Raw genomic sequence first — 23841 nt, 5'->3', positions numbered from 1 at the left:
TAGGTTGGTCTGCACGTATCAGCTCTCCTGTGGGTTTGTTGAGGCTGATACGTAATATATTGAGCAATTGCGGGTTGTTGAACAGTGGGCTTATCTAGCTAGATAAGAGAAAAGTCTACCTAGATTTTGGGGAGACTAGCTTGCGTCCACTACTGAAACCCGGTGTTTATTTTGTTTATTAGCTTCACCCAGGACTTCGCCTAATTTTGCTTTTGAAATACCCCTGAGGCCGCCATATTTATCTACCAGTTCGGTGATAATGGTGGACTGATTGGCATTGCGGCTCTTTGTGATGGATAGTTCTTTCAATGCCCAAATGATGTTTATCAAGCTTCTTCGTTCAGTTGGGCCCAAAACTTCAATTGCTCCCTCTTGAGGGAGAGCTTTTTGCGCCTTACTTTTTAACGGTTGAAACTGAATTAGGTCATTGGGATGCACTGCGAGTTGACCGAAAGATACTTCCTCGGCAGGCTGCTGAAGCCAGGTTTGATTGGGATTTATTTTAGGATGCTGCTTTGCTACGGCTTGAGAAATCTCGTTCCATATAATTTTTTCATTGGGAGAAGTCGGTTCATACCCAATTATTAGAGGTTTTCCATAATCGTCCAGTAGTGTTAATTCCCAGCAGTTTCGCTGAGTGGAGTAGACCGAGTCTCTGCTTTTTGTGACAAAATTATAAAGAGCGGATTCGGCAAAAAGGCAGGCGGTTTCTTCGTTCAAGGCGAAGGCATCCGCACCTTCCTCTGTATTTTCGCTACCACCCCAAATTATTAGTCTCCCAGTATAGAGTTCATTATCAGCAGGGTCGGGAACGTGAACTGTTATCGAGATTTGATTGTCGAGATAGTGCCGGTAGTGGTCAACAAAGCGGCCTGGTGGCACAAGATAGTATATTGGTGTTTCAAGCTTCATTATGGACTCCAATAGAAGCTTGAAATCTAGGTTCTTATATTTCTTTTCTATGTCTCGAATCAATATAAGTGACTGCCAGTTTTCCATATTCTCCTCCCTTTGAGAGATTCCCTTTCATCTAGATTCAGCGCCAAGCCACTAAGGGTTGTGGCCTTTCGGGAGCTACCCTAGGCGCTGAAATTCGATTGTCCGTTATTGATTACTAAAGTTCGCTGAGATTACATTCCCTGCTTTTTCGCTGGCCTTTAGTCTATCCAAGTAGTCCGCCCACTTCTGCATCATGGTTGTGCGTTGTACTAGGTGTTTAGTTCGGTTGTAGGCTGTCCCATTAGCGTCCTTTACTGAGTGTGCCAACTGGTGCTCAATCCATTCCACACGCTCGCCCAGCACCTCATCTAGTAGCGTTCGCGCCATGGCCCGGAAGCCATGAGGGGTAATTGCGTCATTGCCATAGCCCATATTACGCAGTGCCACCCTAACGGCATTCTCTGACATGCAGCGGCTGGCACCTCTAGGGGAGGGGAATACATAGCGAAAGCGGCCTGTAAGCGGGGCTATTTCGCGAAGCACTTCTGTTGCTTGTCTCGCCAGGGGAATTATGTGCGGTTGGCGCATTTTCATTTTCTGAGCTGGAAGCTCTATGCGATTCTCCGTCCAATTAATTTCCGACCACTCCAGGGCGCGAAGCTCGCCAGGGCGACAGAACAGCATGGGGGACAACTTAAGAGCAGCGCGAACCGTGGGGGTGCCTTGGTATTGCTCAATAGCGGTTAGCAGTTTTCCAACCTCCATTGGATGTGTGATGGTGGCGAAGTTTTTAGATTGGGTTGGTTGGAGCTGGTCGCCAACTACTGAGGCAGGGTCATTGGTTGCTTTGCCGCCGGCAATAGCGAAGCGGAAAACTTGGCTTGCAGTTTGCTTGGCGCGCTTGGCGGTTTCTATTGCGCCCCGAGCTTCGATACGTTTTAGGATGATTAATAATTCTGGTGGGGTTATTTTGCCTATTGGCCTTCGCCCTAAATAGGGAAAAAGGTCTCTCTCTAATAAACGCATTGTGCGCCGACGATGGCTTTCGGATTTATCCCCCATTTTGGTTGCAAACCAGTCGAGGGCTAAAGCTTCAAAAGTATTAGTGGCGGCTGTGTGGTTTTCTGCTTGGAGAGCTTTGCGATGGTCACTTGGGTCAATGCCATCGAGAATTAGATTTCGGGCTTCGTCACGTTTCTGCCGGGCCCTTTTAAGGCTGGTTTCCGGGTACACCCCCAGAGCTAGCTTTCGCTCTTTCTTAGTATGGGGGTGGCGGTATTTAAGTCGCCAATACCTGCCTCCGGTTTTTGTTACAAGCAGGAACATTCCTTTTTCATCGCTGAGCTTGTAGTCCTTCTCCTTGGCTCTTGCTTGCTTTACCTGAAGCTCTGTCAGTGCCATAGCGCAATCCCTTTAATGGCGGGGGTAGCGGCGATATTTGGGGGCCCCTGGTGGCGCGAATTTAATAGAGGCCCCCAGATGTGCCCCCAAAGGCCCCCAGCTTTGAGTGCATACATTAGATTAATCTAGACGCAAGAATAACCTGGAAAACTAGGTATGTCGCGGGGTGTGAGGCTTTTTGAGACTGGGGGAGATTTAAAGGTGGTGGGCCCTCCGGGACTCGAACCCAGGACCTGCCGATTATGAGTCGGATGCTCTAACCAACTGAGCTAAGGGCCCCCACATTGCTTGCGAGGATCGTTGCAAGCGGTTTGCAAAAGTACAAGATTTTCCCTTGCAAATCAATGCCCTTGTTACAATTTTTGGCTGATATACAAAATCCCCCCCCCCCCGCTGTACGTGCCTTTGCCCGTCGCTGATCTTTATCGAGTTGAGAGGGGATTCGCCAAGTGTTTTAATTGGTGCGGTGGTACCAAGATACCTGTCTGATTGGTACAGGTGTGCTTGTTTTAAAATGGGGAGGCTAAAAACTCATACTAAAGTATTTACAGCGGGAGTTTAGGGATAAGTATGCAGCACCAAACCAGAAAGGCTGCGAAGAGGCCGACGGCGACGGCGGCGGAGCCGGTGTCTTTGGCGATCTTGGCTAGGGGATGTTTCTCGGCGCCGATACGGTCCACAGTAGCTTCAATGGCGCTGTTGATCAGTTCGATGGGGAGTACGAACATCACGACGGCAATCAATATGGCACGCTCGGCAGGGGTCTCGCCGGCCCAGAGTGCCAGTGGTACTACTAGGCACGTGCCAATCACTTCCTGTCGAAAGGCTTCTTCATTGCGCCAGGCGGCAACCAGACCCTGTTTGGAATAATTGGCGGCTGCCAGCAAGCGGGCAACACCTTTCTTGCCGGGTTTGTTGCCGGGCCCTACTGACATATTGGCGACTTCTTCTTGCATGGTGCTCTCCTGCCATCTTCAACCCTTGCGAGCGGTCATGATTGTGTCACATAAAAAAGCCCGGTCGAACCGGGCTTTTTTTGTTGCTGCTTACTCGTCGAGGAAGCTTCGCAGGTGCTCCGATCGGGACGGATGTCGCAGCTTGCGAAGTGCCTTGGCCTCAATCTGACGGATACGCTCACGGGTCACATCGAACTGCTTGCCCACCTCTTCCAGAGTATGGTCGGTGTTCATATCGATACCGAAGCGCATACGCAGTACTTTGGCTTCACGGGCAGTGAGGCCGGAGAGTACTGAGCGGGTGGCGTCGTGCAGGCCGGTCTGAGTGGCGGTGTCCACCGGTGAGGACTCGTTCTGATCCTCAATAAAGTCACCCAGGTGTGAATCTTCATCATCACCGATGGGAGTTTCCATAGAAATGGGCTCCTTGGCGATTTTGAGAACTTTGCGCACCTTGTCTTCCGGCATTTCCATGCGTTCGCCCAGCTCCTCCGGAGTGGGTTCACGGCCCATTTCCTGCAGCATTTGGCGGCTAATACGGTTGAGCTTATTAATAGTCTCAATCATATGTACCGGAATACGAATGGTGCGGGCCTGATCTGCGATAGAGCGGGTGATCGCCTGGCGAATCCACCAAGTGGCGTAGGTGGAGAACTTGTAGCCACGGCGGTATTCGAACTTATCCACTGCCTTCATCAGGCCGATATTGCCTTCCTGGATCAGGTCAAGGAATTGCAGGCCGCGGTTGGTGTACTTCTTGGCGATAGAAATAACCAGACGCAGGTTGGCTTCCACCATTTCCTTCTTGGCGCGGCGTGAGCGTGCCTCACCGATGGACATGCGGCGATTGATCTCTTTGATCTGGCCAACTTCCAGTCCAGAGCGCTCCTGGCATTGAGCCAGCTTGCGTTGGGCGCGCGTTATGTCTTCGACTACATGGCGCAGGGCGTCGGAGTAGTCGCGCTTCTTCTTGATGATCGCCGGGATCCAATCTTCATTGGTCTCGTTGCCAGGAAATTCCTTGATAAAGGTCTTACGCGGCATGCGGGCACGTTTGATACACATCGCCATGACGATGCGTTCTTGTTCACGCACGCTATCGAGGATGTAGCGCACCTCTCCGTAGAGCGGATCAAATTGACGCGGGGCCAGCTTGAAGTAGCGGAATACATCGCCAACGGCTTCGAGAGCCTGGCCGGCTTCCTTGGAGTCACGGCCATGGGCGGCGATGATTTCCTCGGCGGCTTTTTGCGCGGCGATCAGCGCGTTCATGCGTGTGGCGAGCTCTTCGGGGTCGATACCGCCGGTACCTTCCTCTTCTTCCTCGTCATCATCGCTCTTGTCGCCGTCAGACGCGTTGTTATCGGCGTTTGACTTTGCCGCCGCTGCAGCGGCGGCAGCTTGACCGGCCTGAGCACCCGGGGGTACGTCTTCAGCGGGGTCGAGCCAGCCGGCAATAATATCGGGAATACGGCGCTCTTCTTTCTCGATCAGCGCGTACTCATTGATAATTTTCTGCACTGCGCCCGGCCAATAAGCGAGAGCGGCCATCAGCTCGCGCAGGCCCTCCTCAATACGCTTGGCAATGGCGATTTCGCCCTCGCGCGTGAGCAGCTCTACGGTGCCCATTTCGCGCATATACATGCGTACTGGATCGGTCGTTCGGCCAACGTCGGACTCTACGGCTGCCAGGGCAGCGGCAGCTTCGGCTGCGGCGATTTCATCAGCGGAGCTGTCGCCTTCAGCCATCAACAACTCTTCGGCATCGGGTGCAGTTTCAAACACCTTGATGCCCATGTCGTTGATCATGCCAATAATGTCTTCCACCTGATCTGGATCGGAAATATCTTCCGGCAGGTGGTCATTTACCTCGGCATAAGTGAGATAGCCCTGCTCTTTACCGCGGGCGATCAGTTCCTTAATGCGGGACTGTTGCTGGGTTTTGTCGGTCATGCACAACCCTGAATTCTGGGAATGAAAATACGGGACAAAGACGCGGGATTATAGCGTATTTGCACTAGCAATAACCACTCTAGCTGTCAAGTAACGGCATAGGTGCGATGTTTAGGGTGCTCGGGTTCCCGATCCCGCCCGGCGGGGGTGAGTGAATATAGTGCTAAGCTCACAGTTTTCAAGGGGGCGGCACCTATTATTTCTGCTTTTTTCGCCAATTTGCCAATAGAGCCAGCTGTTCCTGCGGGCTTAATTGAGCGCTATTCCTGAGTTGGTCGAGCAATTCACGCTTGCGCTGCTTGTCGGCAGATTGATCCAGGCGTTTTAGGCAGTCGTTAAATTCGGTGTATGGGTCGTATTCCAGGTTGTTGTCACTCTGCGCTAGCTGCCGTGCGCCATACACCAGCTGGGAGGCGGCCAGTTTGGCCAGGATGTCGCAGGAGTCGGCGCCGTGATGGGCGCGCCAATAGCCGAGCAATTGATTCAGGTTGTACTCCGGTCGGTTTTTAAGCAGCTCGACCAGTTGGGCGAAGAGGTGTAGATCGGCACTGTTACTGCGGCGAAAGCGCTCGACATCCTCGATTTTTGCCGCCAGTTCCGGGTGGTGCAGAAGCAGCGCGATCAGCATGCGCTCGGGTGGCAGGCGGTATTGACTGCTGCGGCGCGGACTGTCAGTTGTCGCTACCGAGGCTTCATCGTGGAAGTTGTTGCGCTGCCAGGGCTCCGGCGGCGTGCGGTGCTGTAGCTCTTCGTTTGGTTGGGGCGCGTTGCCGGGCTCCCTGGAAGTGGCGGTGGTTGCTGCGGCCTGCGGTTGAGGTGGCTGTGGCGCTCGGGCTTTTTCTACGCGGATGACTTCCTGAAGAGTATCTTTATCGAGACCCGTACGCGAGGCCAGCTGCTGAAACATCAGTTGGCGATAGACGCCTTCGGGCAGCAGGTCGAGCAAGGGGGCAGCTGATTTAGACAGTCGCGCACGACCGTCCATGGTCTGCAAGTTGATGTCTTCGCTGAGCAGATCGAAGAGAAAGTCTTCCAATGGTAAGGCCTGCTCTTCCATTAATTGCTGGAAGCGCTCTCCGCCCAGTTGGCGCACGAGGGTGTCCGGGTCCTCGCCTTCGGGCAGTAGCAGGAAGCGCAGGCTGCGGCCGTCCTGCATCTGCGGCAGTGCGGATTCGAGGGCCCGGCGCGCGGCGGCGCGGCCGGCGCGGTCACCATCAAAGCAGAACAGCAGTTCTGTAGTGTGGCGGAAAGCCAGCTGAATATGGTCTTCACCGCAGGCGGTTCCCAGAGTGGCGACGGCGCAGCGGATATCGAATTGGGCCAGGGCGACGACATCCATATAGCCCTCCACCACAATCAGGCGCTCCAGGTTGCGGTTGGCCTGGCGCGCCTCCCACAAGCCGTAGAGTTCACGACTTTTGTGGAAGATAGGGGTTTCCGGCGAATTCAGATACTTGGGTTTGTCGTCCCCCAGTACCCGCCCACCAAAGGCAATAGCACGACCGCGTTGGTCGCGAATCGGAAAGATTATACGGTTGCGGAAGCGGTCGTAGTGGTGGCGGGCCTTGGCTTTGGTGTTGCCATCGCTATCCTGGCGGCGAATGGCGAGACCTGCCAGTTCGAGTTGGTCGGCTTTCTCGGGGGTGCCCGCGAGGGCATTGAGCAGATTGTCCCAGCCTGGTGGTGCCAGGCCGATACCGAAGTCCCGCGCTATCTCACCGGATAGGCCGCGGTTGCGCAGGTAGGCAACGGCGCTGCCGGCGGCGGGGTGGCTGCGCAGTTGTTCGCCATAGTAGTCGGCGGCTTTCTCTGTGAGCTGGTAGAGGGGTTGGCTTTCCCTCTGACGTTTTTCCTGTCCAGGCGCCAGCTGTTCGCGGGGCACTTCGATGCCGCGGGTTGCCGCCAGTTTCTCCACTGCCTCGGGGAAAGGCAGGCGGTCGTACTCCATCAGAAAGCCGATGGCGTTGCCATTGGCGCCACAGCCAAAGCAGTAGTAGAACTGCTTGTCTGCGCTGACAGTAAACGACGGGGTTTTTTCGTCGTGGAAGGGGCAGCAGGCGGAATAATTCTTGCCGGTTTTACGTAGCTTGACCCGACTGTCTACCAGTTCGACGATATCTGCCCGTGCGAGCAGATCGTCGATAAAGTGCTGGGGTATTTTGCCGGTCATAAGTATCCGCTGAGATCAGGCCAGTTGGGCTTTCACCAGTTTACTCACTGCGCCCATATCCGCGCGGCCCTGTACCTGGGGCTTCACCTGGGCGATGACCTTGCCCATGTCCGCCATGCTGTTGGCGCCGGTGTCTTTAACGGCGGAGCTGACGATATTGGAAATCTCCGTCTCGGTCAGCTGTTTTGGCAGGTACTCTTGGATGACTTCGATCTCTGCCTGCTCTATGGCGGCGAGTTCAGCGCGGCCAGCTTTCTCGAACTGAGTGATGGAGTCGCGGCGCTGCTTGGTCATTTTGTCCAGCAGGGCAAGGATTCTGGCGTCATCCAATTCAATGCGCTCATCCACTTCTATACGTTTGATCTCGGCATTGATCAAGCGCAGGGTGGCCAGACGTTCTTTGGCTCGCGCCTTCATCGCGTCTTTGGTGGCCTGAGTCAGTGTGTCCTTGAGAGTGCTCATAATGACTGTTCCGGGATTGTTGGCAATGAATTGTGGGGTCGGGTGCTTAGGATAGCGCGTCTGCGGCGGAGGGAGAATGCGGAATCTGAAACGCAAAACGGCGCGCGAGTATGACTCGCACGCCGTTTTTTTATAGCTCCGCTACGGGCAGGACCCGTTTGGGTGCCTCGCTGCGACAGGCTTAGTGCTGTCTGCGGCTCTTAGTAGAGGCGCTGGAACTTGCGGTTTTCACGCTGAAGCTTCTTGGCGTGACGCTTAACAGCGGCAGCAGCTTTACGCTTGCGTACAGCAGTGGGCTTTTCGTAGAACTCGCGACGACGTACTTCAGACAGTACGCCTGCTTTTTCACAGGAGCGCTTGAAGCGACGCAGGGCGATATCGAAAGGTTCGTTGTCTTTAAGTCGTACAGAGGGCATTAGGCTACCTGTTAAAATTCGTTTCTCTCGGCCATTCCGGCAATGCTCTCGCAGTTGCATCCGGTGGCCGGTTCACAGCGAGGGCGCAAATTCTAAACACTCCGCTACGGGATCGCAACCCTATTTTCCAGTATGATAACGGTCCCTCGAAGTAGTCACGAGAATGAAATCAAGTGCGCGTCCTTGGTATAGAAACTTCCTGCGATGAAACTGGCGTCGCTATCTACGATTCTGAGGCCGGTTTACTCGGCCATGCGCTGTTCAGTCAAGTGGGCCTGCATGCCGATTACGGTGGTGTAGTACCGGAGCTGGCGAGTCGCGATCATGTGCGCAAATTGCTGCCCTTGGTGCATCAAGTGATGGCCAAGAGCAATACCCAACCCTCTGATCTAGACGGTGTGGCTTATACTGCGGGGCCCGGCTTGGTCGGCGCCCTGATGGTGGGTGCCTGTGCCGGTCGCGCCCTGGCCTATGGTTGGGATATACCCGCAGTCGCGGTACACCATATGGAAGGCCATTTGTTGGCGCCGATGTTGGAAGAGAATCCGCCCGCTTTTCCTTTTGTTGCCCTGTTGGTGTCCGGTGGCCACACCCAATTGGTTGAAGTCTGTGATCTGGGTGATTACGAGGTGATGGGAGAATCCCTCGATGATGCTGCCGGTGAGGCCTTCGACAAGGCGGCCAAGATGCTCGACCTGGATTATCCCGGAGGTCCGCGTCTGGCGGCCCTGGCCGAGAAAGGTGATTCTAAACGCTTTACCTTCCCGCGCCCCATGACGGATCGACCAGGGCTGGATTTCAGTTTCTCAGGCCTTAAGACCTATACCCTGACCACCGTGCGCAAGAATGCCCTTGAGGATGGTTTGCCGGATGAGCAGACCTGCGCGGATATTGCGGCGGCTTTTCAGGAAGCGGTGGTGGATACCCTGGTGATTAAATGCCGCAGGGCGATCAAGACGTCCGGTTACAAAACACTGGTGATTGCCGGTGGGGTTTCTGCCAATAGATTATTGCGCGAGCGCTTGGAAGTGAGCCTGCGCAAGGATGGTGCCAGTGTTTACTATCCGCGCCATGAATTCTGTACCGATAACGGCGCTATGATCGCTTACGCGGGTGGTCTGCGTCTGCAAGCGGGTGAACGGACGGGCCTGGCAGTGGATGTGCGTCCGCGCTGGCCCATGATCGAATTACCCAAGACCAAATTTTAAAGAGTGCAGGGACACCCTGGCAGTAAAAAGAAAAGAGCCGATAGATGGATATTGTTTATATACGGGATTTAAAGGTGGAGACCATCATTGGTATCTACGACTGGGAGCGGGAAGTGCGTCAGACGGTCAGTCTCGATTTGGAGATGGCTTTCGATATCAGCGAGGCGGCGCGCACAGATAATATTGAATACACACTTAACTATAAGGCGGTGGCTAAGCGACTGATCGCTTTTATTGAGAGCAGCGAGTTCCTGCTGGTAGAAACTATGGCGGAGCAGGCTGCGGCCATTGTGCGTGAACAGTTTTCGGTAAGCTGGTTGCGACTGCGCTTGTCCAAGCCGGGCGCAGTCAGGGGGTCCAGGGATGTGGGTGTCATTATTGAGCGCGGCGATAGGCCGACAAAGGGTGCAGCAGCGATGTCTGCGGGAGTGTAAACGTGGCTCAGGTGTATCTCAGCCTCGGCAGTAATATCAATCGCGCGCAACATATACGCGCGGCCCTAAATGCCCTCGTCGAAAAATTTGGCGAGCTAGAGGTCTCCCGTGTCTTTGAAAGTGAGGCAGTGGGGTTTCAGGGGGATAATTTTTACAACTTGGTGGTGGGGTTGCAAACAGATCTGCCGGTGGGCCAGCTGGCCCTTAGCCTGCGCGGGATTGAAGATGCCAATGGACGCCTGCGCTCAGGGCCCAAGTTCAGCGCGCGCACCCTGGATATTGATATCCTCACCTACGATAATCTCACGGGTACTATCGACGGTGTAAAGTTGCCGCGTGGCGAGATTGTAAAAAATGCCTTTGTATTGCAGCCTTTAGCGGAGATAGCGCCGCAAGCGGTTCACTCGGTTGAGCAAAAAACTTACCGCCAGTTGTGGGATGAATACGACCAGGCCTCACAGAAGTTGTGGCCAGTGGAGTTTATCTGGCCTGGAGCCTAACAGTTTTCTTAAAAAGAAAACCATTAAAAAAGCAGCCATATTTGGCTGCTTTTTTAATTTTCCCACGGTTATCAGCTCAGGCTCATCAGTGCCTCTTTGGTAAACGGCGTAATGTCCTCTGCGCGGTCTTCGCGCACCTTGGCGAACCAGTGGGGATCTTGCAGCAGTACCCGACCAACAGCGATCAGGTCGAATTCTTGGTTGCCCATACGGCGGGTCAACTCATTCAGGTCGGTAGGATTCGCTGTACCGCCCATGCCCTGGTTATTGCCGCCAATAAAGTCATCGTCGAGGCCAACGCTACCGACGGAAATTACCGGTTTGCCGGTCAATTCCTTGGTCCAGCCCGCCAGGTTGAGATCAGAGTTTTCGAATTCCGGCACCCAGAAGCGTCTGGTAGATGCGTGAAAAATATCTACGCCAGCTTCTACCAGAGGGGCTAGGAAGCGTTTGAGTTCCTCGGGGTTTTGCGCCAGTTTGGCTTCGTAATCCTGCTGTTTCCACTGGGAATAGCGCAGTACTATGGCGAAGTCCTCGCCTACGGCCTCGCGTACCGCTTTAACGATTTCTACGGCAAAGCGGGTGCGGTTTTCGATGGAGCCGCCGTATTCGTCATCCCGTTGGTTGGTGCCCTCCCAGAAAAACTGGTCGATCAGGTAGCCGTGGGCGCCGTGAATCTCGACCCCATCAAAACCAATTTCCTTGGCGGCTCTCGCTGCATCGGCGAAGGCCTGTACGACCTCTTGAATATCTTCTTTGCTCATGGCCTGGCCATTGGGTTTGCCCGCCTTGAACAGACCTGAGGGAGAGTAACCGGGTACAGATTTGTCCGGCCCTATGCCTTCTTTGCGCACGGAACCGACATGCCACAACTGCGGAATAATCTGGCCACCGGCGGCGTGCACTTGGTCTACGACGTTTTTCCAGCCGGCGAGGGCGGCCTCGCCATAGATTGCCGGCACATTCTCGTAGCCGTTGGCGGCCTTGTGATTGACGAAGGTGCCCTCGGTGATAATCAGCCCCACTTCGCCCTCGGCGCGGCGGCGGTAGTAACCGGCCACTTGGTCATTGGCGGCGTAGCCCGGTGACATGGTGCGAGTCATGGGGGCCATGGCGACGCGGTTGTGCAGTTTTAGGGATTTATGCTCGAAAGGACGTAGCAGGCTGTCCAGGGAACCACTCATCTTTCTCTCCTGAATTACTCGATTCAATAGTGGGACTTACTGGTCCCACGAGGTCATAAAAATATGGTTTCGTTATAAGACCTTATTTCCTGCTCGAGTTCAATATCTGGTTTCGTATTGCAACTCTTTTGTCGGTATACTGGGTCCATGTCACGTAAACGCTTTGATGATCTCGATTGTTCCCTGGCCTGCGCCCTGAATGAGGTGGGGGATTGGTGGTCCCTGCTGTTAATCAAGCAGGCGATGCTAGGTACCCGTCGTTTTGTGGATTTCCAGCGCAACTTGGGAATTGCCAAGAATATTCTTGTGGACCGTTTATGTCGTTTAGTTGAAAGCGGTGTACTGGCACGCGTCGATGCGGGAGAGCACGGCACTCGCTATGAGTACCGGTTAACAGAAAAAGGCCGGGATCTATTTACAGTGGTGATAGCCCTGCGCCAGTGGAACCTGCGCTGGAATGGCAATAGAGATGGTATGCGTCTGCTGGATAAAAGCAGTGGGGAACCTATTTCAGAGGTGGCTGTGCAGAATAGTGAAGGGGAACCCCTCACTATAAAGGATGTGCTATTTGTGGATGAAAACGGCCAGCCGTTGGAACAGGCTGGCTAAGCTATTGTTGCTGATTTTTAGTGAGCAGCCTAATAATACCGAGCGTCTTGCCTGGCTCCCAACGCATGGCGGAGACGACTCCGTGCATAGCCAGTAGGCGTTGATCTAATTTTCCTTTTTCCTGTAGCTTTTTCAATTGTTTTGCGGCCTCTGCAAAACCTTGTTGTTCATAGGTCAGCAGTAATTCGACGGTGTGCTCTGCAGGGCTGACTTCTCGGGGACGTGGAGTGTAGCCCATTGCTTTTACCATACTCTCAGCGGCCAGCCAGGTGGACCAGGGATTTTGCCCGGTAATAAGTTGGCCATCCACACTGGCCTGCTCCAAGTAGGCAGGCCCGCCCTGAAAAATTGCGCCCTGTTCGCGCAGACGATCTTCCAATAGAAAAGGAAACCGCTGCACGGCATCGGGAATAAGAAACAGTTCTTCTTCGTTGGTAAAGGCGCTGATGCGTCGACCGGCGATAAGGGGCGCACCATTGCCCAGAGTGACATTCGTAAGTGCTGCTGGTCCATGGCACACGGCACCAATAATTTTCCCGTTTGTGTGGAAGTCCCGCACCAAGGCTTGGATATGGGCATTGTCGGGGAAATCAAACATGGCGCCCTTGCCGCCGACAAAGAATATTGCCTGGTAGTCCCCAGAGGATATCTGATCGATTGGTATACTGTTATTCACCTTTCGTTGCGCGTCCCGGTCATTGAGGAAGGCGTAGTCGAAAGGTCCCATATCGTCCTTATCAATCACGGCTGGCGGTTTGCCTCCTTCGGGGCTGGCAATGTCTACGCTAAATCCATTGGCTGAAAATACATAGTAGGGGCGGGCCAGTTCGGTTAGCTCATAACCGGTGGGTTTTTCCGTGTCGCCCATAACGCCAGTACTGGTGACCACAGCCAGCACTTTGCCCCGCTTTTCATCGGGCTTTTGCTGTAAATATTGCAAATCATTGGCCCTTGTATTGGAAAAATCCTGCTCTTGTGGGGGAATTAAACTCTTCACCCAGATAACAAAGGTGAGGCATATAGTACAAGTGATAGCGAATGAAATGAGAAACTTTTTCAACATACCGATCTCCAAAAGTCGTAATGGAAGTGGTGAACCTTCCGGGATATCCATCTGATGATTTAATCCCTGAAAGGTTAACGGTCGGCAGGTGAAATCTAGGTGAGATACTGAATAGGAGGGGTGGCTATTGAGTTTGGGCTGGGTAAAATTTATCTTTTTAAGAGCAATCTACACTGATAGGTATTTTGTTGGCAATTAACAGCGATGGTCCAGTTAAGTGCTGTACAGATTCTTTTCGCCAGGAACAGACCCTGGCCTATACCATGGCTACCTTCTCGCTTTTGGCCGGGGAGAAAGGATTTCTTCGTGTCTGGCGCAATATTGATAGGGTTTTCAAAAAGGACCATATTGTTCTTGGAATAAATGATTAACTCAGGGTTGGATGCATGTTGCAGGGCATTGACGATCAGGTTGTCAAATAGCAGTGACACTAAGTGGCGGTTGGCTAAAATTTCCGCTCCATCCTCTATCTCGATTTGTACTTGGAAGCGGTCGCGAATAATTCTTTGATGTTGCGCCAGAAGGCGATCCTCCAATAACGGGCGCAGCTTAAAATATTCAGGTTGCAGTGACTCTGCGCGGGCCAGCGCCAGCAGTGTCGATACCGTTTCCTCCATGCCGATGACAGTTTGTAAAAGCTCGGTCTTTTCTGAAATTGTCATTTCCCGCTGCTGGCTGAGAGTCAGGCTGCCTTTGAGGATGGTCAGTGGGGTGCGTAACTCATGACTGGTATCGCGGGTAAATTCAGCCTCCCTCTGCAGCGCCAGCTTGAGCTCATTGATGGTGTTTTCCAAGGTATTTGCCAGATAGCCGATTTCATCTTTGCTGCTGCTATGGGGCAGTAACAGCAGGGATTCCCGACTTTTTTGCTGTTTTACCGCTTCCGCCAGGGCAATAATTGGGGCGATAGTTTTTCGGGAAATACGGTAGGCACAGTAGAGAGCTAGAAGCAGTGTAAAGGCGCAGGCACCGCTGAAAAGCCAGAGTAAATGGGTCGATTGTCGCGTGACAGTGAGTAGCTCACTGACTTCGGCGGCAAGAATTGCGGAGCTGTTGTCAGGAAAGTGAACTCTGCGTAGGTGAAAGTGATGCTCTGAATCACTGAACCATTCAGCTTTGTCGGCGTGACTCGGCAGGGCCTTGATTAACTCTGCTGGGGCCGCTTGTGTTGCGCTATATAGCTTGATGTAGGGCAAGCGGGGTTTTGGCGGGGTGTCAGAGATCCATAGTTGTCGCTCGATATAACGCACCTCACTTTCAAGCAGATTATCGAGTAAGTGGTCTTCAACTACATAGGCCGCCAACAGGCATATTGCGAAAAATACCAAGCAGAGCAGTAGGGTAAAACCGCCAAAAATAACAAAGACTTTTTTTTTGCAGCTTTCCGGTTTCATTCATTCTCGGCGGCCAGTTGGTATCCCAAGTTAGTAATGGTTGTCAGCATGGGGGTATCAAAGGGTTTGTCCAGTGCCTGGCGCAGGCTGTAGATATGGGATTTCAGGGCGTCTGTTTCAGGTGGATCATCGCCCCAGATATGATACGTCATTGCCGTGCGGCTGACCGGTGTGGGAGATGCCTGAGCGAGTAGGGTGAGGATACGGAAGCCGATAGAGGTCAGCGCCAGTGATTTTTTATCTCTGCGGGCAGTTTGGTGACGATGATTTATTTACAGGCCGCCGATCTGGATTTCGTCGTTGGTATGAAGCTGGTTTCTGCGAGCCAGTGCGCGGCAGCGCAGCATTAACTCCCGTGGGTCGAACGGCTTGCATAAATAGTCGTCAGCGCCGATACCAAAACCGTTTTCTTTATCAGCAATAGCGTCACGGGCCGTGAGCATCAATACCGGCATATTGACTGATGCTTTTGCTTTAATCTGTTCGCATACCTGCAGGCCATCCATATCGGGTAGACCCAGATCGAGAATAATCAGATCAAATATGTGCTCCAGAGCCAGCCGCACACCCTGGCGACCGCTGTCGGAAAAATCCAGCTGCCATCCTTCGGCGTGCAGGAATTCGGCAATCTGTCGAGCGATTGCCGAATTGTCTTCTATCAGCAGTATCTTCAGTGGCTGCACTGGAGCATCCCTTGTGGCAGAGAAAGTCACGGAGCATTATGGCAGAGTGAGGGTGAAATTGAAGTGAAGCCCCGCCGCCAGATGGCTATGGGGCTCCAGTATTCAGATATTGAGGTTGCGGCCACCGTCGACTGCGATCACCTGGCCATTAATGTAAGGAGCGTCGCACACAAGGAAACGCACAGTCTTGGCAATATCTTCAGGGCCACCAGTTCGGGCCAGGGGGATGCGCTGGACAATTTGTGCCTTCTTGCCCTCATTAGTGGCTTGCTGCTCCGGCCATAAAATAGCGCCGGGAGCGACCGCATTGGCACGAACCTGGGGGGCAAGTTCCAAAGCGAGGCTTTTAGTGAGCATCACCAGCCCGGCTTTTGCCACGCAGTATAATGTATGCCTGGGCATGGGGCGCTCGGCGTGGATATCTGCCATATTTACAATGCAGCCGTTATTGCGCCCCAGGCTCTGTTTGAGCGCTTGGCTGAGGAAGAAAGGTGCTTTGAGGTTGCTGCCCACCAATTGATCCCAGTCCTTCTCGGTGGTTTTTTCGACTGGGGTTGGGTAAAAGGCCGAGGCATTGTTTACCAACACATCAATGCCACCCCATATCTCCTCCGCGCGCCGGGCGAGTGCGGTGCAGGCATCGGCACTGTCCAGTTCACTTTGCATTGCTACGGCGGAATCTGGGCGGATTTCGTTCAGTTCTGTAGCCAAGGTGTGTGCAGCCTCTGCGGAGCTGCGATAGTGGATCACTATGCGGTGATCCCTGTGCAGTTCTTTGGTGATGGCGCGACCGAGGCGAACGGCAGCACCGCTGATCAAAACATTACGCACTGTACTTACTCTTCACTTTGGCAATCGCCTTAATGCGCTCCCGATCCAGGGCCTGGCCCAGTTTTATGCCCTCGTAGCCTTGTGCAATCAGTACTTTGGCGGTCACGGCGGCTGCCGCTTCGCGGGCAGCGCGCAAGAAGTTCACCTGGGGGTAGTCTCGATTTTCGAGCCCTTTGCGCCCGCGGGCGTCTGCCTCACAGGCGCGCAGAAAGTTCTCAAATCGATGGGGGCGTCGCAATGCATCCAGGCTGCGAATCATTTTCATAATGGTCTGTGGACGCAGCTCGAATGCCTTGTGACAGTGCAGATGGTACTCGCAGACTCCAATCGCCAGTGCGGTCAACTCTTTGGGCGTGCGCCAGCGCTCACAGACTGCGCGTACCAGGGGCACACCGGCGGACTCGTGACCGTGATGGCTGGGTAGTATTTCTTCTGGGGTTAAGCCCTTGCCGAGGTCGTGTAGAAGTACCGCGAAGCGCAACGGCAGCTCCGCCGGGGCAGCCCGAAGCGCCATTAGTACATGATCACCCGTATCGATCTCGGGGTGGTGCTTGGCCGGCTGAGGTACTCCAAAAAGTTGTTCCAATTCAGGCAGGAGTAGGGTCAGGGCACCGCATTCGCGCAATACGCGGATAAAGACATCTGGATCCGGCTCGGTGAGGGCGCGGCTTACTTCCTTCCAGACGCGTTCTGCTACCAGGTATTCAACCTCTCCGGCTTCAACCATCTGTCGCATCAGTTGCATGGTCTCCGGGGCAACAGTAAAGCCCAGGTGATGGTAGCGCGCTGCAAAGCGGGCCACACGCAGAACCCGCAATGGATCCTCAGCAAACGCGGGGGAGACATGGCGCAACTGGCGGGCTTGCAGGTCTTGCTGTCCGCCGTAGGGGTCAATTAGGCCCCGGTCTTTATCTTCCGCGATCGCATTGATCGTGAGATCCCGGCGCAATAGGTCTTCTTCCAGGGTGATATTGGCATTGGCATTAACGGTAAAGCCGCCGTAGCCGTGCCCGCTTTTTCTCTCTGTTCGGGCAAGGGCGTATTCTTCTCCGGTGTCCGGGTGAAGGAATACCGGAAAATCTTTGCCTACGGGGCTGAAGCCTAGGTTCTGCATTTGGGCTGCATCGGCCCCTACCACTACCCAGTCACGCTCAGTGACTGTACGGTTTAATAGTTTGTCGCGCACTGCGCCGCCAACAAGATAGATTTTCAAAAAATGTGCTCCAGAGCTGGAGATAACGCCGGTCCAGTGAATGCTTGCACTGCCATAAGTCCATTGGTTCCGGCACTGTCCATAGACTTAGCTATTGAACGGGGATTCAGGGTGGGAGGGTAAGGAGTCTTGGCAAGATAAAAAAAAGGCCCCGAAAAAACAAGGGGGCCCAGGGTCTTAGGGTATTCGCTTAGCAAACATTTCACTGCCAATTGTGGGGGCTCAGACTCGATGGCCACACCACAGGAGAGGATCTCGCGACAGGTCCTTAGTCACGAATCTGACGTCATTGTAGGAAACCTGTCATACCTGTCAACTATATCTTTTAGTATTTTTTGAGGGGGTTGTTCTGCTGTTCGTTAATAAATTACATGGACCGAGTTTCAGGCTGATTTTGCAGCATTAAACAGCATAATTTATAGGGGTGGTTCGGTTGGGCAGGATAATTTCGCGTGTCACTCTGTGGGGCAGAGTGGACTCTAGCGAAGTTGAGCTGAGCCCCTTTTAATCGCAGTTGTTGGGGAGAATAAATATGAGCGAATTACAAGTGCTAACCACCGGGGAAGCAGCCAGGTACTGCGGTGTTAACTTCCGAACGGTGATTCGCTGGATTGAGCGTGGACAACTCAAGGCATACAAGCTGCCAGGGCGTGGTGATCACCGTATCTGTGTTGAGGACTTCGTGGGTTTCCTGCGTGACAACTCAATGCCAGTCCCAAACGATCTTGCAGCTCCCAGTCGCAAAGTCCTTTTACTGACAACAGACCCTGAGTTGACCTCTGGTGGGCGTCAGGCTCTGCAGCAAATCGGCTGTGATATCGAAGTTGCTGGTGATAGTTTTTCTGCCGGTATCCATATGGCGAATGCCAAGCCGGCTCTTTTAGTGGTTGATACCGATCTGGTGGGAGAAGGAGGTTTTCAGGTTCTCGATTATCTGAGATCCCGCAGTGAATACTCAAACCTGAGTATTCTGGTCGTTCCCTCAGACGAAGATGCTGAGAAAGCTCGCTGGTTAGACGCAGGTGCTGATGCATTATTGACACATCGTTCTGAGCACGGTGAGCTCTCAGCCAAGGCCAAGCTTTTGCTGGAGGCCAATGCCTAGACAGTGCTGTGTAAGCGCTGATAGGTCTTGATCCTCCCATCTGTGCGGGGCTGGTATTTCAGCAGTCCCCGCGCCGAAACCTAAATCGGTTTCGGTATTAGCATTGATTCCTCTTCCCCTTCTGAACGGTCACGCCCCTGTTCTGGACAGTGGTAGCTGGCTGTAATTTCATCTCCATTGAGGCTGTTCAGGTGAACATCAAACCCCCATAAACGGTGAAGGTGTTTGAGCACTTCTGTGGAGTCTTTCCCTAGCGGGCGGCGCTTGTACTGGGTGTGGTGCAGCGTCAGTGAACGGTCGCCGCGTGTATCTACCGAGTAAACCTGAATGTTGGGTTCCCGATTGCCCAGGTTGTATTGACCCGCCAGGTTCTCTCTCAACTGGCGGTAGCCACGTTCATCGTGAATTGCACTGACAATAATATCGTTCTCTTTGTCATTATCGCTGATGCAAAATAGCTTCATATCGCGCATCACTTTGGGGGAGAGGAACTGGAGAATAAAACTCTCATCTTTGAAGTCACGCATCGCAAATTGAAGGGTCTCTTTCCAGTTACTTCCGGCGATATCGGGAAACCAGAGGTAATCCTCTTCTGTGGGGCTCTCGCAAATACGGCGCAAGTCGCTAAAAATACTGAAGCCGAGCGTGTAGGGATTGATACCGCTATAGTGCGGGCTGTCAAAGGAGGCTTGGTAAATGACATTGGTGTGGCTTTGCAGAAACTCAATCATAAAGCCTTCAGTGACTTGACCGCGCTTATACAGCTCTGACAATAAGGTGTAATGCCAAAAGGTTGCCCAGCCCTCATTCATAACCTGGGTTTGCCGCTGTGGATAAAAGTATTGGGCCAGTTTTCGTACAATACGCACCAATTCACGTTGCCAGTTCTCCAATAGGGGCGCATTTTTTTCTATAAAGTAAAGGATGTTTTCCTGGGGTTCTTCGGGAAAACGTTTTACCTTGGTTTCTTCAACACCATCGCCGAGTTTAGGGATAGTTCTCCATAGATCATTGAGCTGTCGCTGGCGATATTCTTCCCGTTCCTGTTGCTTGCGTTCCTCTTCAACTGCGGAGATCGGATAGGGGCGCTTGTAGCGATCCACACCGTAATTCATCAGGGCGTGACAGGAATCCAGTATCGCTTCAACCTCGTTGAGACCGTGGCGTTGTTCGCAGCGGGAGATATAGTTTTTGGCGAATATCAGGTAATCGATAATGCTGCTGGCATCTGTCCAGGAGCGAAACAGGTAGTTACCTTTGAAGAACGAATTGTGGCCATAGGATGCATGGGCAATTACCAAGGCCTGCATTGTCATGGTGTTTTCTTCCATGAGGTAGGCGATGCAGGGATTTGAGTTAATCACAATCTCGTAGGCGAGACCCATTAGCCCGCGCTGGTAGTTATTTTCCACACTGATGAATTGCTTGCCAAAAGACCAGTGATGATAGCCTACCGGCATGCCTACGGAGGAGTAGGCATCCATCATTTGTTCTGAGCAGATCACTTCAATCTGATTGGGGTAGGTATCCAGCCCGAACTCTTCAGCCAGTGCGCCGATTGCGCGGTCGTATTCCTGGATTAGCTCAAAAGTCCATTCTGAACTGGTGGAAATAGGCTGGGGCGATTTTGATTCGGGCGCTTCACTGCCACTGGCAAACTTATCGAGCATCAGGCAGTCACCTTCTGGCTGAATAGCTGGCGAAATACAGGGTAGATATCCTGTACATCGACAATTTGTTCCATGGCAAAGTGGCTTGGAAATAGAGTGCGAACACTTTCATACTCCTCCCACAGGGCCTGGTGATCTCTGGGAGTGATTTCCACGTAAGAGTAGTACTGCACATGGGGCATAATGTCATCGATTAGAATCCGGTGGCAGGTGCTGGAATCGTCGTTCCAATTATCTCCATCGGAGGCCTGGGCACCATAAATATTCCATTCATTGTCCGGGTAACGCTCTTGTATAATTCGCCGCATGAGTTTGAGCGCACTGGATACGATGGTGCCACCGGTTTCCCGAGAGTAGAAAAATTCTTCTTCATCGACTTCTTTGGCGCTGGTGTGATGTCGAATGAAAACCACTTCGGTATATTCGTAACTGCGCTGTAAGAAAAGGTAGAGAAGTAAAAAGAAGCGTTTGGCCATATCCTTGGTGGCTTGATTCATGGAGCCGGATACGTCCATCAGGCAAAACATCACAGCCCTTGAGCGAGGCTTGGGTTGCCGGATTAACAAGTTGTATTTAAGGTCAAAATCATCGAGAAATGGCACGCGCTGAATACGGCTGCGAAGGTCTGCAATCTGGGTTTTCAGGGCTTCTATTTTTCGTTGGTCACGCAGGGCAGTGTCCTTCTCCTCTTCCTGGGTGAGATCGTTTTCCAAGGCGCGTAAGTTGCGTCGCTTACTACTGGTCAGGGCGATACGTCTCGCGTGGGCAGCTCTGAGAGAACGAATTACATTGATACGACCTGGGGTACCCTCGTTGCTGATACCGGCGCGGACTATTTGGAATGATTCGTTACCAGCCAAGCGCTGCTTGATCATGTTCGGCAGTTGCAAGCCTTCGAACATAAAGTCGAGAAACTCTTCCTGAGAGATTTGGAATACAAACTCGTCAACGCCCTCTCCGCTATCACTGGCGCCACTACCCCCGCCGTCACCGCCTCTTTGTCCCTGGCGCGGGATACGATCCCCAGCTGTAAATTGCTTGTTTCCGGGTAGCACTCGCTCCACATGGCCGCCAGCCCCATGTGAGAAAAGGGGTTCGCTGATATCCCGTGTAGGGATACTGATTCGCTCGCCCTTATCCATATCCATAATGGAACGGCTATTCATGGCATCGCCAACAGCTTTCTTAATGTGAGCTTTATAGCGTCTCAAGAAGCGCTGCCGGTTAACCGTACTCTTTTTCTTTCCATTCAAGCGGCGGTCGATGATGTAGCTCATATATCTGCCTTTGCTCTGAATAAAATCTTGAGGCATCCACTGCCATACAATCTATTCAGAAATTTCCCTGCTGGGTCAACCCAATTCAAGCGTTGCTCTGTGTACTCTGCGAGTCATAGCTTTAAGCGCCAGATATTTTCCTGCGATGGCACTCTCAGTGCTGGCCGAAAAGTCCTACTACTGGGACTTCCTGACACGCAGATACCACTCTGATAACAACCTGACTTGTTTTTCGGTATAGCCGCGCTCCACCATACGTTCAACGAAGTCTGCGTGTTTACGCTTATCATCTGCTGAAGCTTTAGTATTGAATGAGATGACTGGCAGCAGATCCTCAGTGTTAGAGAACATTTTTTTCTCGATAACGGCACGTAGTTTTTCGTAGGATCTCCAGTCTGGATTCTTGCCTTGATTGTTGGCTCTGGCTCGCAGTACAAAATTAACAATTTCGTTGCGGAAATCTTTCGGATTGGAAATGCCTGCAGGCTTTTCTGTTTTTTCCAGTTCCTCGTTGAGGGCGCCCCGATCGAGAATTTCCCCGGTTTCAGGGTCACGATATTCCTGATCCTGTATCCAGAAGTCGGCGTAAGTAACGTACCGATCAAACAAGTTTTGACCATATTCCGCATAGGATTCGAGATAGGCTGTTTGAATCTCTTTTCCGATGAATTCCACATATCGTGGAGCGAGGAACTCTTTGATGAAGCCTAAGTAATTCTCTTGAATCTCTGGAGGAAACTGTTCTTGTTCGATTTGCTGTTCCAATACATACAGGAGATGTACTGGATTTGCCGCTACTTCTGTGGCATCAAAATTAAATACTTTGGAGAGAATTTTGAAGGAAAATCGGGTTGATAAACCGTTCATGCCCTCGTCGACACCGGCATTATCCCTGTATTCCTGCATTGTTTTAGCTTTTGGATCGGTGTCTTTTAGGTTCTCACCGTCGTAAATGCACATCTTGGAATAAAGGCTGGAGTTATCCGGGTTTTTGACTCTTGATAGCACGGAGAATTGTGCCAGCATCCGCAGTGTATCTGGCGCACAGGACGCTTTTGCTAATGAGCTGTTTTCTAATAACTTTTGGTAAATTCTGATTTCTTCCTGCACGCGGACACAATAGGGTACTTTGACAATATAAATACGGTCCAGGAAGGCTTCGTTGTTGCGATTGTTACGGAAAGTTTGCCATTCTGATTCGTTAGAGTGGGCGAGTATCGTGCCGCTAAAGGGGATCGATCCCAAGCCTTCGGTACTGTTGTAGTTACCCTCTTGGGTTGCGGTTAATAAAGGATGTAAAACCTTGATGGGCGCCTTGAACATCTCGACAAACTCCATCAAGCCCTGGTTAGCTCTGCAGAGACTGCCCGAGAAGCTATAGGCGTCTGGGTCATTCTGAGGAAAGTCTTCCAGTTTACGAATATCTATTTTTCCGACCAGGGAAGAAATGTCCTGGTTGTTTTCATCGCCGGGTTCCGTTTTGGATATTGCCACCTGGTCGAGGATTGAGGGGCGAACTTTAACGACGCGGAATTTACTGATATCTCCCTTGAATTCGTGCAGCCGTTTAACCGACCAAGGCGACATAATGGTTCCCACATAACGGCGTGCAATACCATAATCCTCTTCGAGGATACGACCGTCTTCATCAGGGGAAAATAGACTTAAGGGGGACTCAAAGACGGGGGACCCCTTAATTGCGTATATGGGAACTTGTTCCATTAAGGCTTTGAGGCGTTCCGCCAGGGAAGACTTGCCGCCACCCACAGGCCCGAGGAGATATAAGATCTGCTTTTTTTCCTCAAGGCCCTGAGCGGCATGGCGAAAGAACGAGACAATTTGCTCGATTGCTTCCTCCATGCCGTAAAACTCACTAAACGCTTTGTAGCGCTTGATGACCTTATTGCAGAAAATCCGCGATAGGCGCGGATCGCGGGAGGTATCTACCAGTTGGGCTTCTCCTATCGCCATTAGCATTCGTTCAGCGGGTGATGCGTAGGCACTTCGGTCTGTTTTACACAGCTCCAGGTACTCCTGGATGCTGAGTTCTTCGTCCTGGATGGATTCGTATCTTTCCAGGTAATGATTAAAAATTGTCATGGTGTCTACCTCCCTGTAGCGTACTGGATGAAGTTCAGCGCCCTGCTTTTCGTTGGGATTTCGTGCGCCTTTGAATGCTCTTACTGTGCGACTTGCCCACTTGGGACGAATGGTGCATGAGGCTGTGCAGTCCAGGCCTTGTTTGGGATACGCTTGGCGTGAAGCACTATCGTTATTGCCGTTATGAACCTTGTTCTTTGCTGGAAGTGGTGGTGAATTGCTTCCAGCTTTTCCAGCATAGCTTTCTGACTCACCGAGGCAGTGGAATGTCGC

At 52.4% G+C, this 23841-nt stretch carries 22 protein-coding genes and 1 tRNA gene; 5 read left to right on the top strand and 18 right to left on the bottom strand.

Translation table 11 applies throughout. The features are described 5' to 3' along the window. Positions 1–135 precede the first annotated feature (135 nt). The 8 genes from MO867_RS03960 to rpsU all read right to left on the bottom strand — a co-directional run bounded on the left by MO867_RS03960 (position 136) and on the right by rpsU (position 8297). Positions 136–999, bottom strand: a complete 864-nt coding sequence (locus MO867_RS03960) for a hypothetical protein (protein WP_252464811.1) — start codon at positions 997–999, stop codon at positions 136–138. A gap of 105 nt (positions 1000–1104) precedes the next feature. After that, positions 1105–2340: a tyrosine-type recombinase/integrase gene (locus MO867_RS03955; RefSeq protein WP_252464809.1), complete on the bottom strand. Its 1236-nt coding sequence runs from the start codon at positions 2338–2340 to the stop codon at positions 1105–1107. 202 nt (positions 2341–2542) lie between these two features. Then, positions 2543–2619 (bottom strand) — tRNA-Ile (locus MO867_RS03950). Positions 2620–2885: 266 nt separating this feature from the next. Continuing rightward, a complete protein-coding gene (locus tag MO867_RS03945) occupies positions 2886–3296 on the bottom strand; it encodes a diacylglycerol kinase (protein ID WP_305884231.1) in 411 nt (136 codons plus the stop codon). Positions 3297–3386: 90 nt separating this feature from the next. Next, on the bottom strand, positions 3387–5249 hold the full coding sequence (gene rpoD / locus MO867_RS03940) for an RNA polymerase sigma factor RpoD (RefSeq protein ID WP_252464806.1): 1863 nt from the start codon (positions 5247–5249) through the stop codon (positions 3387–3389). A 196-nt stretch (positions 5250–5445) separates the two neighbouring features. Continuing rightward, complete coding sequence (dnaG, locus tag MO867_RS03935; protein ID WP_252464804.1) at positions 5446–7419, bottom strand: DNA primase; 1974 nt, start codon at positions 7417–7419, stop codon at positions 5446–5448. Between the two features lie 15 nt (positions 7420–7434). Beyond that, positions 7435–7881 (bottom strand): GatB/YqeY domain-containing protein, encoded by a 447-nt coding sequence (locus tag MO867_RS03930; protein WP_252464802.1) that lies wholly within the window; start codon positions 7879–7881, stop codon positions 7435–7437. A gap of 200 nt (positions 7882–8081) precedes the next feature. After that, positions 8082–8297 carry a 30S ribosomal protein S21 gene (gene rpsU / locus MO867_RS03925; protein ID WP_183461320.1) on the bottom strand — a complete coding sequence of 72 codons (216 nt, stop codon included), beginning with the start codon at positions 8295–8297 and terminating at the stop codon, positions 8082–8084. 173 nt (positions 8298–8470) lie between these two features. Between rpsU and tsaD the strand changes: the two genes are divergently transcribed. Genes tsaD through folK form a run of 3 tightly spaced genes read left to right on the top strand, consistent with a single transcriptional unit; the run spans position 8471 to position 10439 of the window. Continuing rightward, a complete protein-coding gene (gene tsaD, locus MO867_RS03920; protein ID WP_252464800.1) occupies positions 8471–9505 on the top strand; it encodes a tRNA (adenosine(37)-N6)-threonylcarbamoyltransferase complex transferase subunit TsaD in 1035 nt (344 codons plus the stop codon). 44 nt (positions 9506–9549) lie between these two features. Then, positions 9550–9939, top strand: a complete 390-nt coding sequence (gene folB, locus MO867_RS03915; protein WP_252464798.1) for a dihydroneopterin aldolase — start codon at positions 9550–9552, stop codon at positions 9937–9939. Between the two features lie 2 nt (positions 9940–9941). Next, complete coding sequence (gene folK / locus MO867_RS03910) at positions 9942–10439, top strand: 2-amino-4-hydroxy-6-hydroxymethyldihydropteridine diphosphokinase (protein ID WP_252464796.1); 498 nt, start codon at positions 9942–9944, stop codon at positions 10437–10439. Positions 10440–10510: 71 nt separating this feature from the next. Here the strand turns inward: folK and MO867_RS03905 are convergent, their stop codons facing one another. After that, positions 10511–11623, bottom strand: coding sequence for an NADH:flavin oxidoreductase (locus MO867_RS03905; RefSeq protein ID WP_252464794.1), 1113 nt, complete (start codon positions 11621–11623; stop codon positions 10511–10513). A gap of 147 nt (positions 11624–11770) precedes the next feature. Here MO867_RS03905 and MO867_RS03900 point away from each other — a divergent pair, with 147 nt between their 5' ends. Next, on the top strand, positions 11771–12232 hold the full coding sequence (locus tag MO867_RS03900; protein ID WP_252464792.1) for a winged helix-turn-helix transcriptional regulator: 462 nt from the start codon (positions 11771–11773) through the stop codon (positions 12230–12232). Between the two features lies 1 nt (position 12233). Here the strand turns inward: MO867_RS03900 and MO867_RS03895 are convergent, their stop codons facing one another. From MO867_RS03895 to MO867_RS03870, 6 genes are all read right to left on the bottom strand, one after another. Then, positions 12234–13295 (bottom strand): type 1 glutamine amidotransferase domain-containing protein, encoded by a 1062-nt coding sequence (locus MO867_RS03895; protein WP_252464790.1) that lies wholly within the window; start codon positions 13293–13295, stop codon positions 12234–12236. 149 nt (positions 13296–13444) lie between these two features. After that, a complete protein-coding gene (locus MO867_RS03890; RefSeq protein WP_252464788.1) occupies positions 13445–14689 on the bottom strand; it encodes a sensor histidine kinase in 1245 nt (414 codons plus the stop codon). Then, the gene (locus MO867_RS03885) at positions 14686–14913 is read right to left on the bottom strand and encodes a helix-turn-helix domain-containing protein (RefSeq protein WP_256473747.1); all 228 of its coding nucleotides are present in this window, start codon (positions 14911–14913) and stop codon (positions 14686–14688) included. The genes MO867_RS03890 and MO867_RS03885 overlap by 4 nt, the downstream gene beginning before the upstream one ends. A gap of 48 nt (positions 14914–14961) precedes the next feature. Then, positions 14962–15372: a response regulator transcription factor gene (locus MO867_RS03880; RefSeq protein WP_252464787.1), complete on the bottom strand. Its 411-nt coding sequence runs from the start codon at positions 15370–15372 to the stop codon at positions 14962–14964. A 102-nt stretch (positions 15373–15474) separates the two neighbouring features. Further along, positions 15475–16203 carry a pteridine reductase gene (locus MO867_RS03875; protein WP_252464785.1) on the bottom strand — a complete coding sequence of 243 codons (729 nt, stop codon included), beginning with the start codon at positions 16201–16203 and terminating at the stop codon, positions 15475–15477. Continuing rightward, positions 16196–17416: a multifunctional CCA addition/repair protein gene (locus MO867_RS03870; RefSeq protein WP_252464783.1), complete on the bottom strand. Its 1221-nt coding sequence runs from the start codon at positions 17414–17416 to the stop codon at positions 16196–16198. The genes MO867_RS03875 and MO867_RS03870 overlap by 8 nt, the downstream gene beginning before the upstream one ends. Before the next feature lie 532 nt (positions 17417–17948). Between MO867_RS03870 and MO867_RS03865 the strand changes: the two genes are divergently transcribed. After that, positions 17949–18521: a helix-turn-helix domain-containing protein gene (locus MO867_RS03865; RefSeq protein ID WP_252464781.1), complete on the top strand. Its 573-nt coding sequence runs from the start codon at positions 17949–17951 to the stop codon at positions 18519–18521. 80 nt (positions 18522–18601) lie between these two features. Here MO867_RS03865 and MO867_RS03860 read toward each other — a convergent pair whose 3' ends face one another. The 3 genes from MO867_RS03860 to MO867_RS03850 form a co-directional block, all read right to left on the bottom strand. Beyond that, a complete protein-coding gene (locus MO867_RS03860; RefSeq protein WP_252464779.1) occupies positions 18602–20191 on the bottom strand; it encodes a SpoVR family protein in 1590 nt (529 codons plus the stop codon). Next, the gene (locus MO867_RS03855; RefSeq protein WP_252464777.1) at positions 20191–21468 is read right to left on the bottom strand and encodes a YeaH/YhbH family protein; all 1278 of its coding nucleotides are present in this window, start codon (positions 21466–21468) and stop codon (positions 20191–20193) included. The genes MO867_RS03860 and MO867_RS03855 overlap by 1 nt, the downstream gene beginning before the upstream one ends. 177 nt (positions 21469–21645) lie before the next feature. Next, positions 21646–23568 (bottom strand): PrkA family serine protein kinase, encoded by a 1923-nt coding sequence (locus tag MO867_RS03850; RefSeq protein WP_252464775.1) that lies wholly within the window; start codon positions 23566–23568, stop codon positions 21646–21648. Positions 23569–23841: the final 273 nt, after the last annotated feature.

This window comes from Microbulbifer okhotskensis, from assembly GCF_023895975.1.
GTDB lineage: Bacteria > Pseudomonadota > Gammaproteobacteria > Pseudomonadales > Cellvibrionaceae > Microbulbifer > Microbulbifer okhotskensis.
Note: the sequence above shows the minus strand (reverse complement) of the source record. Positions and strands in the feature narration are given on the sequence as shown.

What these genes read in the sequence shown, in the direction of transcription:
- MO867_RS03960 (WP_252464811.1), bottom strand. Translation starts at nt 999, where the DNA reads ATGGAAAACTGGCAGTCACTTATATTGATTCGAGACATAGAAAAGAAA.
- MO867_RS03955 (WP_252464809.1), bottom strand. Translation starts at nt 2,340, where the DNA reads ATGGCACTGACAGAGCTTCAGGTAAAGCAAGCAAGAGCCAAGGAGAAG.
- MO867_RS03945 (WP_305884231.1), bottom strand. Translation starts at nt 3,296, where the DNA reads ATGCAAGAAGAAGTCGCCAATATGTCAGTAGGGCCCGGCAACAAACCC.
- rpoD (WP_252464806.1), bottom strand. Translation starts at nt 5,249, where the DNA reads ATGACCGACAAAACCCAGCAACAGTCCCGCATTAAGGAACTGATCGCC.
- dnaG (WP_252464804.1), bottom strand. Translation starts at nt 7,419, where the DNA reads ATGACCGGCAAAATACCCCAGCACTTTATCGACGATCTGCTCGCACGG.
- MO867_RS03930 (WP_252464802.1), bottom strand. Translation starts at nt 7,881, where the DNA reads ATGAGCACTCTCAAGGACACACTGACTCAGGCCACCAAAGACGCGATG.
- rpsU (WP_183461320.1), bottom strand. Translation starts at nt 8,297, where the DNA reads ATGCCCTCTGTACGACTTAAAGACAACGAACCTTTCGATATCGCCCTG.
- folB (WP_252464798.1), top strand. Translation starts at nt 9,550, where the DNA reads ATGGATATTGTTTATATACGGGATTTAAAGGTGGAGACCATCATTGGT.
- MO867_RS03905 (WP_252464794.1), bottom strand. Translation starts at nt 11,623, where the DNA reads ATGAGTGGTTCCCTGGACAGCCTGCTACGTCCTTTCGAGCATAAATCC.
- MO867_RS03900 (WP_252464792.1), top strand. Translation starts at nt 11,771, where the DNA reads ATGTCACGTAAACGCTTTGATGATCTCGATTGTTCCCTGGCCTGCGCC.
- MO867_RS03895 (WP_252464790.1), bottom strand. Translation starts at nt 13,295, where the DNA reads ATGTTGAAAAAGTTTCTCATTTCATTCGCTATCACTTGTACTATATGC.
- MO867_RS03890 (WP_252464788.1), bottom strand. Translation starts at nt 14,689, where the DNA reads ATGAAACCGGAAAGCTGCAAAAAAAAAGTCTTTGTTATTTTTGGCGGT.
- MO867_RS03865 (WP_252464781.1), top strand. Translation starts at nt 17,949, where the DNA reads ATGAGCGAATTACAAGTGCTAACCACCGGGGAAGCAGCCAGGTACTGC.
- MO867_RS03860 (WP_252464779.1), bottom strand. Translation starts at nt 20,191, where the DNA reads ATGCTCGATAAGTTTGCCAGTGGCAGTGAAGCGCCCGAATCAAAATCG.
- MO867_RS03855 (WP_252464777.1), bottom strand. Translation starts at nt 21,468, where the DNA reads ATGAGCTACATCATCGACCGCCGCTTGAATGGAAAGAAAAAGAGTACG.
- MO867_RS03850 (WP_252464775.1), bottom strand. Translation starts at nt 23,568, where the DNA reads ATGACAATTTTTAATCATTACCTGGAAAGATACGAATCCATCCAGGAC.